At 64.6% G+C, this 16,353-nt stretch carries 7 protein-coding genes; 3 read left to right on the forward strand and 4 right to left on the reverse strand.

The genetic code is table 11. The annotated features are described in order from the left end of the window. Position 1 precedes the first annotated feature (1 nt). From JYG36_RS10330 to JYG36_RS10345, 4 genes are read right to left on the reverse strand one after another with little or no spacing between them, the layout of a single operon-like run. Positions 2-571 carry a DUF6162 family protein gene (locus JYG36_RS10330; protein WP_213603813.1) on the reverse strand — a complete coding sequence of 190 codons (570 nt, stop codon included), beginning with the start codon at positions 569-571 and terminating at the stop codon, positions 2-4. Continuing rightward, complete coding sequence (locus JYG36_RS10335) at positions 568-882, reverse strand: hypothetical protein (protein WP_045194616.1); 315 nt, start codon at positions 880-882, stop codon at positions 568-570. Before JYG36_RS10335 ends, JYG36_RS10330 begins: the two co-directional genes overlap by 4 nt. After that, a complete protein-coding gene (locus JYG36_RS10340) occupies positions 882-1,418 on the reverse strand; it encodes a PA2404 family protein (RefSeq protein WP_213603814.1) in 537 nt (178 codons plus the stop codon). The genes JYG36_RS10335 and JYG36_RS10340 overlap by 1 nt, the downstream gene beginning before the upstream one ends. Continuing rightward, positions 1,415-2,617, reverse strand: a complete 1,203-nt coding sequence (locus tag JYG36_RS10345) for a PepSY-associated TM helix domain-containing protein (protein WP_045194614.1) — start codon at positions 2,615-2,617, stop codon at positions 1,415-1,417. Before JYG36_RS10345 ends, JYG36_RS10340 begins: the two co-directional genes overlap by 4 nt. A gap of 225 nt (positions 2,618-2,842) precedes the next feature. On the opposite strand from JYG36_RS10345, the gene JYG36_RS10350 reads away from it, so the two are divergent. The 3 genes from JYG36_RS10350 (at position 2,843) to JYG36_RS10360 (ending at position 16,351) form a co-directional block, all read left to right on the forward strand. Then, the gene (locus tag JYG36_RS10350) at positions 2,843-12,109 is read left to right on the forward strand and encodes a non-ribosomal peptide synthetase (protein WP_213603815.1); all 9,267 of its coding nucleotides are present in this window, start codon (positions 2,843-2,845) and stop codon (positions 12,107-12,109) included. A 69-nt stretch (positions 12,110-12,178) separates the two neighbouring features. Beyond that, complete coding sequence (locus JYG36_RS10355; RefSeq protein WP_045194609.1) at positions 12,179-13,237, forward strand: TauD/TfdA family dioxygenase; 1,059 nt, start codon at positions 12,179-12,181, stop codon at positions 13,235-13,237. Between the two features lie 9 nt (positions 13,238-13,246). Further along, positions 13,247-16,351, forward strand: a complete 3,105-nt coding sequence (locus JYG36_RS10360; RefSeq protein ID WP_213603816.1) for a non-ribosomal peptide synthetase — start codon at positions 13,247-13,249, stop codon at positions 16,349-16,351. The last annotated feature ends 2 nt before the right edge of the window (positions 16,352-16,353 follow it).

Genomic DNA, 16,353 nt, shown 5'->3' on the forward strand with positions numbered 1-16,353 from the left:
GTCAGTGACGATGCTGGCGGGTGACGCCGGCGTCGTAGTGGGCGGCGATCTGTTGCCAGCCGGCGGCGATCAGCGCGGCCTGGCTGAAGTCGGCAGGGGCGCTGGCGGAAGGACTGCGCTGCAGCCAGACATCAGCGACACCATCGTGGGCCTCGGGCACCAGCAAGAGGAAGCTGCCGGCCACCGTGCTGGCCTGGCTCAGGCCCAGGTAGGCGCGTTCCTGCAGCAGTTGCCAGTGGTGCTGGCCGCGGCTGGCGGCGCTGGCATCGGCGACGAAGGGCGGGAAGCCTTCTTCGGCCAGGTCTTCGACGGCCAGCAACTGTGGGGCTTCTTCGCGGCGTGCCTGGATCTCGTCGAAGGCCACCCGCAGGTCGGCATACACGCCTTGCTCGGCGGCCGTCAGGTCGCGGCGGGCATCCAGTTGGTGGGCCTCGATGCTGACCTCGTCATGGCGCTCGCCGCGCAGGGCGACGATGCCGGCGGCCACCGCCAGGATCAACAAACTGACCAGCAGCACGTACAGGGTTTCATGCCCGGCACCGGCCGGGCGCACCACCTGCACGCGGCTCATTGCTCGATATCTGCGTAGTCGATTTCCACCACGTGGCCGGGGCCTGCGTCGAACAGCACATAGAACTCGCCTTCAGGGCGCTTGAAGGTCAGCTTGGAGTTTTCCCCCAGCTTGCCCGGCACCAGGATCTCTTCGTTGTAGCCGATCACGTCGAGGGTTACCCCGGGTGCGCCGCTACCGTCGGAAAAGCCGCCGGTGCATTCGATTTGCCCGCCATCGATCGGCTTGCATTCGCACATCGGGTTGTGGGCCATGGCCTGGCCGCTTGCGCCAAGCAGCAGCAACGCCAGCAGCAGTTTGCGCAACGTCATCATTTGCCTCCTTGTTTGTTCAGCCAGGCGACGGTGGCCGGCGAGGCCTTGCTCAGCGGCACGGCAGCCTGCTGCATGCTGCCGTCCCAGCCTTCGAGGGTGATCCAGATTTCGGCATCGGCGCGGGTCTTGGCCGGCACTGGCAGGCTGGTGCTCATGCGGTACGGGGTGCCGAAGAAAATCGTCCCGGCGGCGCGCAGGCTGCGCGGCTTGCCGATGCGCAGGTAAGCGGCCTTGACCTCGGGAATGCAGGCCTGGCACAGAGCAATGTTGAAGGCCTTGAAGTGACCGGCAGGGCCATCGGCGCGCGGTGCTTCATCGCGCAACTCGGCCAACTGCACGCTCCACGGCCCGACCTTGATCTCGCCCAGCTCGCGCTCGCCCAGGCCGCTGTCACCGCGAAACAGCGCGGCATCGGCAAAGTACTTGGGCATGAAGCCGAGCGGGATCAGCAACAGCAGGATGTTCAGGTGAAAGCGCCACTTGTGCCAGAAGCGGCTCAACGGGCTTTGCGGCGCAACTGCTGCCTTGCTCATAGGCTGGCCTCCGTGGCGGTGTCGGTAGCACTGGCGGTTTGCTTGCGCGGCCGTTGCTCGCGCTTGAGGGCGGCAGCGGTGGCCTGGGCGGTGCGCTTGGTCCAGATCAGAAGGCCGCTCAAGACCATCATCGACAGCACCAGGCCGAAGAACGCCCAGATCAGCTTGATCGCCAGGCCGCCGAAGTCACCGGTGTGCAGCGGGCGCATGGATTCGGTGACGAACTCCAGGGTCGAGCGGTCGTTGATCAGGAACTGCGCCTCGATCTTGCTGTTGTACGGGTTGACGTTGACGGTCTGGAACATCAGCGGGTACCAGCCGCGCCCGCCCAGGTAGACGTGGGCGTAGGCGTTGCCGGGCAGCGACACGAAGCTCACATCAAGGCCGGGGATCTGCTCTTTGGCGATGCGCGTGGCGTCATCCAGGCTGATGCGCGGTGCCGGTGCGCCGGATTCGGTGCGCGGCACGTCTTCGCGGGCAATCACCGGCACCACCGGTTCGGTGGAAATGGTGATGTGGTTGTCACCGAGGATCGCCTGGATCAGGAACCAGGTGCCGGTGATGGAAATCACCGCAATGAACCAGATCGACCAGATGCCGCTGAGGCGGTGGAAGTCGCCCCAGAAGATCCGCGCGCCATGGTTAAAACGCAACGTCGGCTTAAAGAATCCCTTCCAGAAGCGTTTATAGACCACCAGCCCGGTAACCAGCGAGGCCAGCATCGGCAGGCCGAGCAGCGACACCAGATACCAACCCCAGCTGTAGCCATTGGTGAACGGCACCAGCCACCAGCCGTGCAGGGCACGGGTGAAGCCCTCGAAGTTGAACGCCGGGCTCTTGCCCTGGATCGCCCCGGTATAGGGGTTGACGTACAGGGTCGGGGCGCTGCCGTCGGGGAAGGTGACCGCCGCGGTCAGGGCAAAGTGCGAACCGTCCGGCTGGCTGATAAAGCGCACGGCCATGTCCGGCTCGGCCTTGTGCAGGGCATCGAGCACCTGCTGGAAGCTCAGCCGCTCGGCGTCGCCGTCAGGCTTGCTGGCGCGCACATCAGGGTTGGCCAGCCAGACGATTTCCTGGCTGACCACCGCCAGGGTACCGGTGACGCAGACGATCAGGACGAAAAACCAGATCGGCAGGGCGAGCCAGCTATGGACCAGGAACCACAGCCTGGATTTGGACTTTTTCGCTTTCTGGGACATTGCAGGTGTCTTTTCAGAGAAATTGAGGTCGAGCCAATGCTCAGCCTTGGGACTGCAATAGATAAGACGAACGAGAATCGTAAAACCCGCAGGGTTAGTTGAAAGCAAATGTTTCAAAGCTGCTGGGTCATCAGCCCGATGCGCTTAATTTTCATTCGCGGTCATCCGTTTTTCTTGAATTACCGGGCCTGCAGGCTCGTTGTTCCCCTGGATGGATGAAAGTCGATGAATGCCGAAGATGCCCGCAAGCTTGCCCGCCGATTCATAGAGTTGCCGTTGGAAAAGCGCCGCATCTTTCTTCAGGGGCTGGCCCGTGAAGGGGTCGACTTTGCCCAGTTCCCGATCCCGGCCCAGGTGCCGGTGGCCGGGCAGGGCGGCTTGTCCTATGCCCAGCAGCGCATGTGGCTGTTGTGGCAACTGGAGCCTGGCAGCGCGGCCTACAACCTGCCCAGCGCCGTGCGCCTGCAGGGCAACCTGGATGTCGAGGCGCTGGAGCAGGCGTTTGCCAGCCTGGTACAGCGCCACGAAACCCTGCGCAGCGTGTTTGTTCAGCAAGCCGATGAACGCCTGGCGCTGATGCCGGCGGCGCAATGGCCGCAGGTCGAGCACCTGGACCTCGGTGTGCTGGATGCCGCCGAACGTGAACAGCGCGTGCGGACCCTGGCCGAGCAACAGTCGCTGCAGCCCTTCGACCTGGCCCGGGGGCCGTTGCTGCGGGTGCTGCTGCTCAAGCTCAAGGCCGATGAGCACGTGCTGTTGATGACTTTGCACCATATCGTTTCCGACGGTTGGTCGATGAACGTCCTGATTGAAGAGTTCAGCCAGTTGTACGCCGCGCACCTGGGCAAGCAGGTGCCGGCCCTGGCCGCGCTACCCATCCAGTACAGCGATTACGCCCTGTGGCAGCGCTGCTGGCTGGAAGCGGGCGAGAAGCAGCGTCAGCTCGACTACTGGCGCGCGCAGTTGGGCGAGGAGCACCCGCCGCTGGAACTGGCGCTGGATCATTCGCGCCCGGCGTTGCCCAGCTATCGCGGTGCACGCCAGCGCTTGAGCCTGGACCCGCAACTGGCCGAGGCCCTGGGCGCGTTTGCCCGCAGCCAGGGCGTGACCCTGTTCATGCTGCTGCTCGGTGCGTTCAACATTCTCCTGTACCGCTACACCGGTCAGGGTGACCTGCGCGTTGGCGTGCCGATTGCCAACCGCAACCGCAGTGAGATCGAAGGCCTGATCGGCTGCTTCGTCAACACCCAGGTACTGCGCACCCGGCTCGACGGGCAGACGACCGTCAGCCAACTGCTGGCGGCGGTCAAGGACACGGTGTTGGGGGCCCAGTCGCACCAGGACCTGCCGTTCGAGCAACTGCTGGAGGCCTTTGCCCTTGAGCGCAGCCTCAGCCACACGCCGTTGTTCCAGGTGATGTACAACCATCAGCCGCAGGTCGCCGACGTCACCACGCTGCACCTGGCGGGCGGGCTGCAGATGAGCCAGGTCGACTGGCAAAGCCGCACCACCCAGTTTGACCTGAGCCTGGATACCTTTGAGCAGGGCGGGCGTCTGCAGGCTGTAATCACCTACGCCAGCGACCTGTTCGAGGCGCCAACCATCGAGCGCATGGGCCGGCATTGGCAGAACCTGCTGGGTTCGATGCTGGCCGCACCGCACGCGCCTGTCGAGCAGTTGTGCATGCTTGATGTTCAAGAGTTGCAGCGTATCGTCGTCGACTGGAACGCGACATCCGTTGATTATCCGCTGCAGCAACCGCTGCACCGGCTGATCGAAGCCCAGGTCGAGCGCAGCCCCCATGCCACGGCGGTGCTGTTTGCCGATCAAACGCTCAGCTATGCCGAGCTCAACGCCCGCGCCAACCAGCTTGCCCATTGCCTGATCGAAGCCGGCATCGGTGCCGACAGCCTGGTCGGCATTGCTGTCGAGCGTTCGCTGCAGATGGTTGTCGGCCTGCTGGCGATCCTCAAGGCCGGCGCCGCCTACGTGCCGTTCGACCCCGACTACCCGGCCGAGCGGCTGGCCTACATGATCGAGGACAGCGGCGTGCGCCTGGTACTGACCCAGGCGGCGCTGACCGAGCGCTTGCCGCTGCAGGCGGTGCAGGTGATGGTGCTGGACCAGGCCGGTGCCTGGCTGGGTGGCTACGCCACGAGCAACCCGAACATCGTCGTCGACCCGCTGCAGCTTGCCTATGTGATTTACACCTCGGGCTCCACCGGCCGCCCCAAAGGCGCCGGCAACAGCCACGCGGCGCTGGTCAACCGGCTGTGCTGGATGCAACAGGCTTATGGCCTGGAGGCCGCCGACACGGTACTGCAAAAAACCCCGTTCAGCTTTGACGTGTCGGTCTGGGAGTTCTTCTGGCCGCTGCTCAGCGGTGCCCGCCTGGCGGTGGCCGCGCCGGGCGAACACCGCGAGCCTGCGCGGCTGATTGCCACGATCGAGCGTTATCAGGTCACTACCCTGCATTTTGTTCCGTCGATGCTCCAGGCATTTATTCATGAGCCGGGTGTCGAGGGTTGTCGCAGCCTCAAGCGTATCGTCTGCAGTGGCGAGGCGCTGCCGGTGGATGCCCAGCAACAGGTGTTTGCCAGGTTGCCGCAGGCCGGGCTTTACAACCTCTACGGCCCTACCGAAGCGGCCATCGATGTTACCCACTGGAGCTGTGTGGACGAGGGCCGCGACAGCGTGCCGATCGGGGTGCCGATCGCCAACCTGCGTACCCTGGTGCTGGATGCTAGCCTCGCGCCCGTACCGCCCGGTGTTGCGGGTGAGCTGTACCTCGGGGGGCAAGGCCTGGCCCGCGGTTATCACCGCCGCCCGGGGTTGACCGCCGAGCGTTTTGTGGTTGACCCGTTTGGCAGTGGCGAGCGCTTGTACCGCACTGGCGACCGTGTGCGACAGCGGGTCGACGGGGTTATCGAGTACCTGGGGCGCTTTGATCATCAGGTCAAGATCCGCGGCCTGCGCATTGAACTGGGCGAAATCGAGGCGCGCCTGGTTCAGCATGCTCTGGTGCGCGAGGCCGTGGTGCTGGCCCCGGAGGGCAAGCAACTGGTGGCGTACCTGGTGTTTGAAGGTGAGGCGCCAGACGACTGGCAAGCCCGGCTCAAGGCCTGGCTGCTGCAGAGCCTGCCCGAGTTCATGCTGCCCAATCACCTGATGGTCTTGCCGGCGTTGCCGCTGACACCCAACGGCAAGCTCGACCGCAAGGCGTTGCCTGCGCCCCAGGCTGCCCCCAAAGGCGCCTACCAGGCCCCGGGCAGTGAACGTGAACGCGCCCTGGCGCAGATCTGGCAGACCCTGCTGGGGCATGAACGCATTGGTCTGGATGACAACTTTTTTGAGCTGGGCGGTGACTCGATCATTGCCATCCAGGTGGTCAGCCGCGCGCGCCAGGCCGGCCTGCTGCTGGCGCCGCGCGATCTGTTCCAGTACCAGACGTTGCGCAGCCTGGCGCAGGCGGCGCAAGCCGGTACGGTGCGCGAAATCGAGCAGGGGCCGGTGCATGGCGATGTAGCCTTGACCCCGGTGCAACAGGGCTTTTTTGAGCTGTCACTGACGCAACCGGCGCACTGGAACCAGTCATTGCTGCTCAATGCGCGGCAAACGCTGGAGCCTGCGTTGCTGGAAGCGGCGCTCAAGGCGCTGGTCGATCACCATGATGCCCTGCGCTTGCGCTTTGAGCCGCTGGGCGCGAGCTGGCGCCAGTTTCACCAGGCCCCGCCAGCGGCCCTTGAGCTGTGGCAGCGTCAGGCCGATACGCCGACCCAGCTACTTGAGCTGTGCGAGGCTGCCCAGCGCAGCCTCGATCTGCAGCAGGGGCCGTTGCTGCGGGCCCTGTTGGTGCACATGGGCGATGGCAGTCAACGCCTGTTGCTGGTGGTTCATCACTTGCTGGTCGACGGGGTTTCCTGGCGGATCCTGCTCGAAGACCTGCAGTCGGCCTATACCCGGTTGCAGGCCGGGCAAGCTGTTCAACTGCCCGCCAAGACCAGTGCCTATCAGGCCTGGTCTGTGCAGCTGCAGGATTACCTCGAGCGTGCCGGCGAGCAACTGCCATATTGGCAAGCGCAGCTTGAACACGCTGCGGACCTGCCCTGTGACAACCGCCAGGGCACGCTGTACAACCGCGACGCGGCAAGCATTGAAATCCGCCTCGATGTGCAGCACACCCGGCAATTGTTGCAGGACGCCGTGGGCGCTTACCGCACCCAGATCAATGATCTGCTGCTGACCGCACTGGCGCGGGCGGTGTGTCGCTGGACGGGGCATGACAGTGCGTTGCTGCAGTTGGAGGGCCATGGCCGCGAAGATCTGTTCGAACACCTGGACCTGACCCGTACCGTGGGTTGGTTCACCAGTATTTTCCCGCTTCGGCTGGTACCCGAGGATGATCTTGGGGCTTCGATCAAATCGATCAAGGAGCAGTTGCGGGCGGTGCCTGATCGAGGCCTGGGCTTTGGCGTGCTGCGTTACCTGGGGAGCGCGCAGCAGCGCGCAAGCCTGGGCGGCGATGCGCTTGCACCGCGCATCACCTTCAACTACCTGGGGCGCTTTGACAGTCAGTTCGACGAGCGCGCCTTGCTGTATCCGGCCAGTGAGCCGGGTGGCGCCGGGCAGGCCGGCGATGCGCCATTGGCCAACTGGCTGAGTATCGAGGGGCAAGTCTATGAAGGGCAACTGGGCCTGCGCCTGACGTTCAGTCAAGCCATGTTCCAGGCAAGTACCGTCCAGGCCTTGGCCGATGCCTACCTCGATGAGCTGCAAGGCTTGATCGGGCATTGCTGCCAGCTGCCAGGCGCGCAGGCGACACCATCGGATTTCCCCCTGGCCAGGCTTGGGCAGGCGCAACTCGATCAGCTTGCGCCGCTGCTCGGCCAGGTCGATGAGCTTTACCCGCTGTCGCCCATGCAGCAGGGCATGCTGTTTCATGCCCTGTACAGCAACAACGGCGCCGAGTACGTCAACCAGTTACGGGTTGACGTCGACGGCCTGGAGCCGGAACGCTTTCGCCAGGCGTGGGAGGCGACGGTGCAGGCCCACGATATTCTGCGCAGTGGTTTTATCTGGGACGGCGGCCTGGCACAGCCGCTGCAGTTTGTCTGCAAGCAGGTCCGGCTTGATCTGCGCGAGCATGACTGGCGCGGCGATGCCGGGCTGGCGTCCAGGCTCCAGGGCCTGGCCCTGAGCCGGCGTCAACACGGCTTCGACCTGCAGGTCGCGGGCTTGTTGAACTTCGATCTGGTGCGCACCGGTGAGCAGCGGCATCACTTGATCTACACCCACCACCATATCCTGATGGATGGCTGGAGTAATGCCAGGCTGCTCGGCGAAGTGCTGGCGCGTTACAACGACCAGCCTGGCGCCTTGCCGGCAAGCCGCTACCGCGACTACATCGAGCATTTGCAGGGTCTTGATGGACGGGCAGCCCAGCAGTTCTGGACTGCGCAGCTGCAGGCGCTGGACGAGCCGCTGCACCTGGCGCGCTACCTGCCCGAAGCGGGCCGGGCACAGGCCCAGGGCCTGCGTGCAAGCCTGGTCCAGCGCTTCGACGCGCAGCACACCGCGCAGCTAAGTGCCTTCGCCCGTCAGCAGAAAATCACCCTCAATACCCTGGTGCAGGCGGCCTGGTTGCTGTTGCTGCAGCACTATAGCGGCCGCCGCAGCGTGGTGGTGGGCACCACGGTGGCCGGGCGCAGCCTGCCGCTGCCGGGGATCGAGCAGCAGATTGGCCTGTTCATCAACACCCTGCCGATCATTGCCAGCCCGCGGCCCGAGCAGACCCTGGCGCAGTGGCTGGAGCGGGTGCAGGCGCTCAACCTTGCGGTGCGCGAGCACGAGCAAACCCCGCTGTTCGAAATCCAGCGCTGGGCGGGGCATCAGGCCCATGCGTTGTTCGACCATATTCTGGTGTTCGAGAACTACCCGCTGGCCGAGGCGTTGCAACAACAGCAGGGCCCTCGGTTTGGTGCGGTGGCGAACCAGGAGCAGACCCACTACGCGTTGTCGGTGGCGGTGAGCGTGGGCGATGAGCTGCAGCTCGATTACGACTATGCCTGCGACGCCATCGGCGAGCAGGCGCTGCAGGGCCTGGCCGAGCATTTGCGCACTGTGCTCGAGCAATTGCCGCACGCGTTGTCGACGCCGCTGGGCGAACTGCAGATGTTGGCGCAGGCCGAACGCGAGGCGGTGTTGCAGCGGGCTCAACCTGAGCCGCCGGTGGACGTGCCGCCGTTGGCTATCCATGACTGGGTGCGGCAGCAGGCGGCGCGCACACCGCAGGCCTGTGCCGTCGAGTATGCCGGCCAGCGCCTGAGCTACGAGCAATTGAACAGCGCAGCCAACCAGTTGGCAGTCCGTTTGCGTGAGGCTGGGGTAGGGGCCGAGGTGGTCGTCGCCATTGCTGTCGAGCGAAGCCTGGAGATGATCATTGGCTTGCTGGCGATCCTCAAGGCCGGTGGCGCCTATCTGCCACTGGACCCCGGTTATCCGCAGGCGCGCATCCGCTTCATGCTCGACGACAGCGCCGCGCGCTTGTTGCTCGTTCAGCCGGGCCTTGCGCTGGACGTGCCGGCGGGCGTTACCCGCCTGGTGCTCGACAGCGCAGCCTACGCCGGGCCGCCAATCGCCGATGTCAGCACCTGCCTGCACCCGGACAACCTGGCCTACATGATCTACACCTCAGGCTCCACCGGCACCCCGAAAGGCGTGCAGGTGCGGCACGGGGCGCTGGCCAATCACATGCACTGGATGCAGCGCACCCTGCAACTGGAGCCTGCCGACCGGGTTCTGCAAAAGACCGCCCTGAGCTTCGACGCTTCGGTCTGGGAGTGCTGGCTGCCATTGATCTGCGGGGCGCAACTGGTCATTGCCGAGCCGGGCTTGTCAGCCGATATGTCCAGGCTCTGGGCCCGGGTCGAAGCACTGGGCATCACCATTGTCCAGGCGGCGCCTTCGCTGCTGCAGGCGGTACTGCCGGCGGCGACGGCGCAGAGCATGGCCAGCTTGCGCTATCTGATGGCAGGGGGCGAGGCCTTGAGTGCAACCCTGGCCAACCAGCTGTTGCAGCGCTGGCCGGGTACGCTGGTCAACCTCTACGGGCCGACCGAAGCCACCATCGAGGTCACCTTCGCCATGCTCACCGGGGCGCTGGAACGGGTCATGGTGCCGATCGGGCGGCCGCTCGATAACGTCCGGCTGCTGGTTTTGGGGCCGGCCCTGCAGCCAGTGCCTGCGGGCGTGGTTGGCGAGTTGTGCATTGCCGGCGACGCACTGGCGCGGGGTTACCATGCGCGGCCCGGGTTGACGGCCGAACGCTTTGTGCCGGACCCGTTCGCCGCGCAACCTGGCGGGCGCCTGTACCGCACTGGCGATCTGGGCTGCTACGCGGCAGATGGGCAGATCGAGTATGCCGGGCGCGCCGATCATCAAGTCAAGGTCCGTGGCTTTCGTATCGAAACCGGTGAGATCGAGCGTCATTTGCTGGCCGATGCGCGGGTCCGTGATGCGGTGGTTGTGGCCCAGCAAGAGCAAGGTGTACAGCAGTTGGTGGGCTACCTGGTGGGGGCCGACCGGCAGCTGTTCGAGGACGCGGCGCAGGGCCAGCAACTGTGCAGCGAGTTGCGCCAGTCCCTGGCTTTGAACCTGCCGGCGCACATGCTGCCGACACGCCTGAGCGTCATTGCCCATCTGCCCCTGACCCCGAACGGCAAGCTCGACCGCAAGGCCTTGCTGGCGCTGGCCGACAGCAGCGTCGCCAGCAAGCCTTATCGGCCCGCCAGCACCGCGCTGCAGCAGCAGGTCGCCCAGGTCTGGCAGGAGGTCCTCAAGCTTGAGCGGGTCGGGCTCGACGACCAGTTCTTCGAGCTGGGCGGCCATTCATTGCTGGCGACCCAGGTGATCAGTCGACTGCGCCATGAACTGCAGCTGGACCTGCCTTTGCGCGCGCTGTTCGACAGCCCGTCGCTACAGGCATTCGTCGAGCAGTTACCGGCAACCGGAAGCCGACGCGTGCTGCCGGACTTGCATGGGGTCGATGCTTCGCAGCCGCAGCCGCTGTCTTATGCTCAGCAGCGCTTGTGGTTCCTCTGGCAACTTGAACCGCAAAGTTCGATGTACAACATTCCGCGCGCGCTGGAGTTGCTCGGGCCATTGCAGGTCGAGGCCGTGCGCCTGGCCTTCGAAGCCCTGGTTGCGCGCCACGCGGTGCTGCGCACGACGTTCTTCGAGGATCAGGGCGAAAGCTGGCAGCGGGTCCAGGCGCACTTGCCCGTGCCGTTCGAGAGTGTTGATCTGCAGGCCCTGGACAGCGCCAACCGGCAGGTGGTGCTGGCGCAACAGGTGCAGCAAGAGGCCCTGCGTCCCTTCGACCTGCAGCGTGGGCCGCTGCTGCGGGTGCAGTTGCTGTGCACCGAGCCAGAGCGCCACGTGTTGCTGGTGACGCTGCATCACATCGTCGCCGACCACTGGTCGTTTGCCATTTTGATCCGCGAGTTCAGCGCGCTCTACCAGGCATTTGCCACCGGTGTGGCGCCTGGCTTGAGCGCGCCAGGCCTGCAGTACCTCGATTTTGCGGTGTGGCAGCGTCAATGGCTGGCGGCTGGGGAGCATGACCGGCAGTTGCAGTACTGGCAGCAGCAACTGGGCAGCGAGCATTTCTTCACTACCTTGCCGGCCAGTGGCAGCGGCGCATCCGCCGATCAGCAGCAAGACTGCGAGGTGTACGAGTTTGCCCTTGAGCAGGGCTTGAGCGAGCGCTTGCGTCAGTTTGCCAAGGCACAGGGCCTGACCCTGTACATGCTCCTGCTGGCCGGCTTTGCCCTGGTCGTCAGCCAGCGCTGTGGCGCTGCCCGGGTCCGCCTGGGGACGGATGTCGCCAACCGAAATCACGCCGGCGTTGAAGAAATGGTCGGCTTCTTCGTCAATCAATTGGTACTGCAACTCTCGGTGGATCAACAACAGACGATCGGCAGTTTCCTGGCGTCCTGCCGCACCACGGTCATCGGTGCTTCGGACCATCAGGACCTGCCGTTCGATCGCCTGGTGGAGGCGCTGCGGTTGCCGCGTCGTTCAGGCAAGTCGCCGTTGTTCGCGATCAAATTCATCTACCAGGAACAAGGGGCGCAGCCGGTGGCTATCGATGGGCTGCAGATCAGGCCCTGGGCCGCGGGGCAGGCGGCGGCGGAGCTGGACCTGATCGCCGAGTTCGTCAACTCGTCGACGACCATCGGGGTTGGCTTCAAATGCATTGCCGGGCTGTACGAAAGCAATGACATGGCCTGTCTGTTTGCGCAGACGGCCTTGGTACTCGAACAGATGATTCAGGCGCCAGAGCAACCGCTCCAGGCTCTGCTCGACGCCTCGCGGGCCGTGCAGGAGCAGGCCGGCAAGGATCAGGCGCTAGCGCGCAGAACGCAATTGCTGCAGCAGCACCCGATTCGCCGGCGCTCGCCTCAGCGCGCAGGCAGTAACCAGGTGAATTGAAGCAGCGCCCGGACGGATCTATCGGTTGGCTTTGCCGCCAATGTCGAATCAGCGAATGGAAGGTGTTAAATGTCGGATTTCCAGTCTCACGTCATACCGGCACTGGCCAAAGGCAGAAGAAAGAGCCTTGGTGCCAGCGCCCAGCAGTTGGTGGCGTTTTCGCCGCTGCTGGAAGGCGGCTCCATGCCCTTGCTGTGTCGCCCGACCGTACCCGGCGTGGGCCTGGTGCAATGGGCCAGCGAAAACCGCGAACTGATCGAGCAACAGCTGGACAAGCACGCGGCGATTCTTTTTCGTGGTTTCGATGTACAGGACATTGAAACCTTCAACCGCTGTGTCGATGTGATCTCCGGCGGCGCGCTCGAATATTTGTTCCGGGCTTCGCCACGTACCCAGATTACCCGCAAGTTGAATGTCTACAGCTCCACAGACTACCCGGCGGTGGAGAAGATCTTCCCGCACAACGAGCACTCCTATTCGCCAGTCTTTCCCTTGCACCTGTATTTCTACTGTGACCTGGCGTCACAGACCGGGGGCGAGACGCCCTTGGGTGATACACGGCTGATTCTCGATCGGATCGATCCTCAGGTGCGTGAAGCGTTTGCCCGCAAAGGCGTGCTGTATGTGCGCAACTATGGGGATGGCATGGGCTTGCCGTGGCAGACCGTGTTCCAGACCGAAGACCGCGAGGCGGTTGAAGCCTACTGCCGCAAGATCGGCGTCGAGCCGCAGTGGAAGCCCGGTAACCGGCTGCGCACGCGCCAGCGCGGTCCGGCCATGGTCCGTCATCCGCGTACGGGCGAGACGGTCTGGTTCAATCACGCGACCTTTTTCAATGCGCTGACGCTGCCAGACAGTATCCGCACCAGCCTGCTGGCCGAGTTCGCGCCGATGGACCTGCCGCAGAACACCTTCTTCGGTGACGGCTCGGCAATCCCCGAGCACTACATCACCCACCTGCAACAAATCTATCGAGAGGTCATGGTCGAGTTCCCCTGGCAGCAGGGCGACGTGGTGATCCTCGACAACATTCTTACGGTTCACGCGCGCAACGAATACACCGGGCCGCGAAAAATACTCACTGCAATGGCTATCGCGCTGAACAGCGTCGATGTGGCAATTGGTTAAGGATTCCCCATGAACGCTCCAGTCGACCCTTCCGAAGTTTTCCAGGTTTCCGCCCAGCAAGCGTCCATTCTCGATGCCCAGCAAGCCCGCGGCACGATCCTCGGCGCCCAGCTGATCATGACGTTCGATGCCCCCATCGATCGCCAGCGGCTCGAGCAGGCGGCGATTGACCTGAGTGAACGGCACGAGATCCTGCGCACCGAGTACCGAAACATGCCGGGGATGAAACGTCCGGTTCAGGTGATTCATGCCCAGCCGCGCCTGTGCCTGCTGTCGGTGGCGCCGGGCACCTTCGAACAGGCGGGTCAAGCGTGCCTGGCGCAATTGGCAAGCCACAGCCTGGTGCTGGGCCTGGGCAGTGGCGAGGATGCACACCGCTTACGAGTCGCTGCGCCCCTGGCGAGCCTGGATGAGGTTGCCCTGGGCTTGCTGGAGGAGCAATTGCGCGCGCTCTACCAGGGGCAGTCGCTGGCCCCCTTCGACGGGTTGCAATACGCCGACTACGCCGATTGGCAGACCGGTCTTGCGCAGGAGGACATCGGCCGCAAGGGGGGCGAGTTCTGGCGCAATCTGTACCGCGACATGCAGGTCGACTCGCGTCTGCCTTATGAACGGCTCACCCCGTTCATGGGGGCATTGCAGCAACACGAGCAGCATTTGCCAGCGGTTATGCCGGCGCTGCGCACCCTGCGCCAGCAATGGCGACTGGACTCGGACGCAGCATCACTGCTGTTGCTCTGGGGGCTGTTCGTCGGTCGCCTGAGTGGCCGCGAGCATTGGCTGGTGGCCTGCGCAATGAGCGGGCGCAACGAGCAGTTGCACTCTACCCTGGGGCATCTGGCCTGGCGTTTGCCGGTTGCCTTCAGTCGCCAGGCTGATCTGTCCGTGGACGGCTACGCCGAGCACTTTGCCGTGCAGCTGCAGTTGAGCCAGTCCTGGCAGGACTGCTTTAACGAACTGGACATGCTCGGTGGTCAGGGCGCGGGGCTGGACTTCGGTTTTTCCTGGGCTGATCAGCCGCTTGAGGGGGGCCGGCTGGATCGCCCCAGCCTGGAAAAACTCCACCTGCAGGTAGCTCCCAGCGGTGATGATCTGCTGTTGCGCCTGCTGTCGCCGGCCGGCTCGTTCAGCGCCGAACTGGGCCGCGCCTGGCTGGCTCAGTTTGCTGAGTTCGTCACTCAAGCCGTGGCTGACCCCCGGCAAGCAGCACAAAAGGTTGCCCTGGTGGATGCCGCCCAGGCCCGACCGTTGCAGCAGGCACTGGACCGCAGCCAGTCGCTGGGCGAGAGCCCCAGCCGCCAGTTGCACCAGTTGTTCGAGCGCCACGCGCAGCAGCATCCCGAACGGACAGCGATCCAGATCGGCGAGCAGCAGGTCAGTTATGCCCAGCTTGAGCGCCGTGCCAACCAGCTGGCCCGCGTTCTGAACCAGCGCGGAATCGGCCGTGAGGCGATTGTTGGCGTCTACGGCGCACGTTCGGTGGAGATCGTCGTGGCGTTGCTGGCTATCCTCAAGGCGGGAGCGGCGTACCTGCCGCTGGACCCGCAGTATCCGGCGCAGCGCCTGTCCTTCATGCTCGAGGACGCTGGGGTAGAGTGCCTGATTGCCTTGCAGGCGCTTGATCCGGCTATCGCCATGCCGGCGACGACAACCCTGCTCAGCCTGGATGACGAGGCGCTCGATCAGGTCGATGACAGCCCGCTGGCCAGTTGCGGCGAGGCGGATGACCTGGCGTACGTGATCTACACCTCAGGCTCCACCGGCACACCCAAGGGGGTGATGGTCAGCCACGCCAATGCGCTGGCCTCGACCCAGGCGCGGGTGCAGTTCTATCAGCAGCCGGTGCAACGCTTCCTGATGCTCTCGTCGTTCTCGTTCGACAGCTCCGTGGCGGGGATTTTCTGGTCCCTGGGGCAGGGCGGCAGCCTGTGCCTGCCGCTTGAGCAGGCGCACAAGGACCCTCAAGCCATTGCCCAACTGATAGAGCGCCAGGCCATCTCGCACTTTCTCGCCCTGCCGTCGCTGCACGCCCAGGTGCTTGAGCATCTGCAGGCGGCGCCCGCGTTGCGTTGCGCCATTGTTGCCGGCGAGGTCTGTCCTCCCGAGCTGCTGCGCCGCCACCGCCAGGCACTGCCGGGGGTAACGCTGGTCAACGAATACGGGCCCTCGGAGAGCACTGTCTGGTGCTGCGCCTACCAGGTGGCGCCAGAGGATCGCGTTGATCACGAACTGCGCGTCGCCATCGGCGAGCCCATTGCCGGCACTCGCCTGTATGTTCTTGATGATCAACAGCGCTGGGCGGGGGTTGCCCAGGAGGGTGAGTTGTACGTTGCCGGTGCCGGGCTTAGCCGGGGATATCTCAACAGGCCCGGGCTGACGGCCAGTCGCTTCGTTCCGGATCCGTTCGCCAGCGAGCCGGGCCAGCGCTGTTATCGCACCGGCGACCTTGCCTGTGTGCGCGCCGACGGCCTGGTCGATTACCTCGGTCGGCTGGATCATCAATTGAAAATTCGTGGCCACCGCATCGAGCTGGGTGAGATCGAAGCGCTGCTGGGTTCGCAGGAGGGCGTGCGCGAGGCCGTGGCCATCGCCCGCGACACCGCCGCCGGCAAGCAACTGGTGGCTTATGTGGTGTTGGCCGCCATGGCCGATGCGCAGCCGCGGACCGTGCAATTGCTGGGACTGTTGCGAGAGCAGTTGCCTGAGTACATGGTGCCCTCGACGTTGCAGGCGGTGCAAAGCCTGCCCCGTACCCCCAATGGCAAGCTTGACCGGACCGCCCTGGCTGCGCGGGCATTGGACGGTGTTGCCTACGTCGCGCCGGGCAATGAACTCGAGCAATTGTTGGCCGAGGTCTGGCAGGAGGCTTTGCAACTGGAGCGGGTGGGTATCAACGACAACTTCTTTGCCCTGGGCGGGCATTCGTTGCTGGCCACGCGGATTCGTTCTCAGGTTCAGGCGCGGCTCAATGTCACCTTGCCGCTCAAGGTGTTCTTCGAGGGCGAAACCGTGGAGCTGCTGGCCCGGCAGATCGAGATGCACCGTGACGAGGCGGTCAGCGAAGACAAGATCCAGGCGCTCGAAGCGCTGTTTGCCGAGGCTCAGGAGCAATGAGC

The sequence above is a fragment of the Pseudomonas sp. SORT22 genome, from assembly GCF_018417635.1.
Lineage (GTDB): Bacteria > Pseudomonadota > Gammaproteobacteria > Pseudomonadales > Pseudomonadaceae > Aquipseudomonas.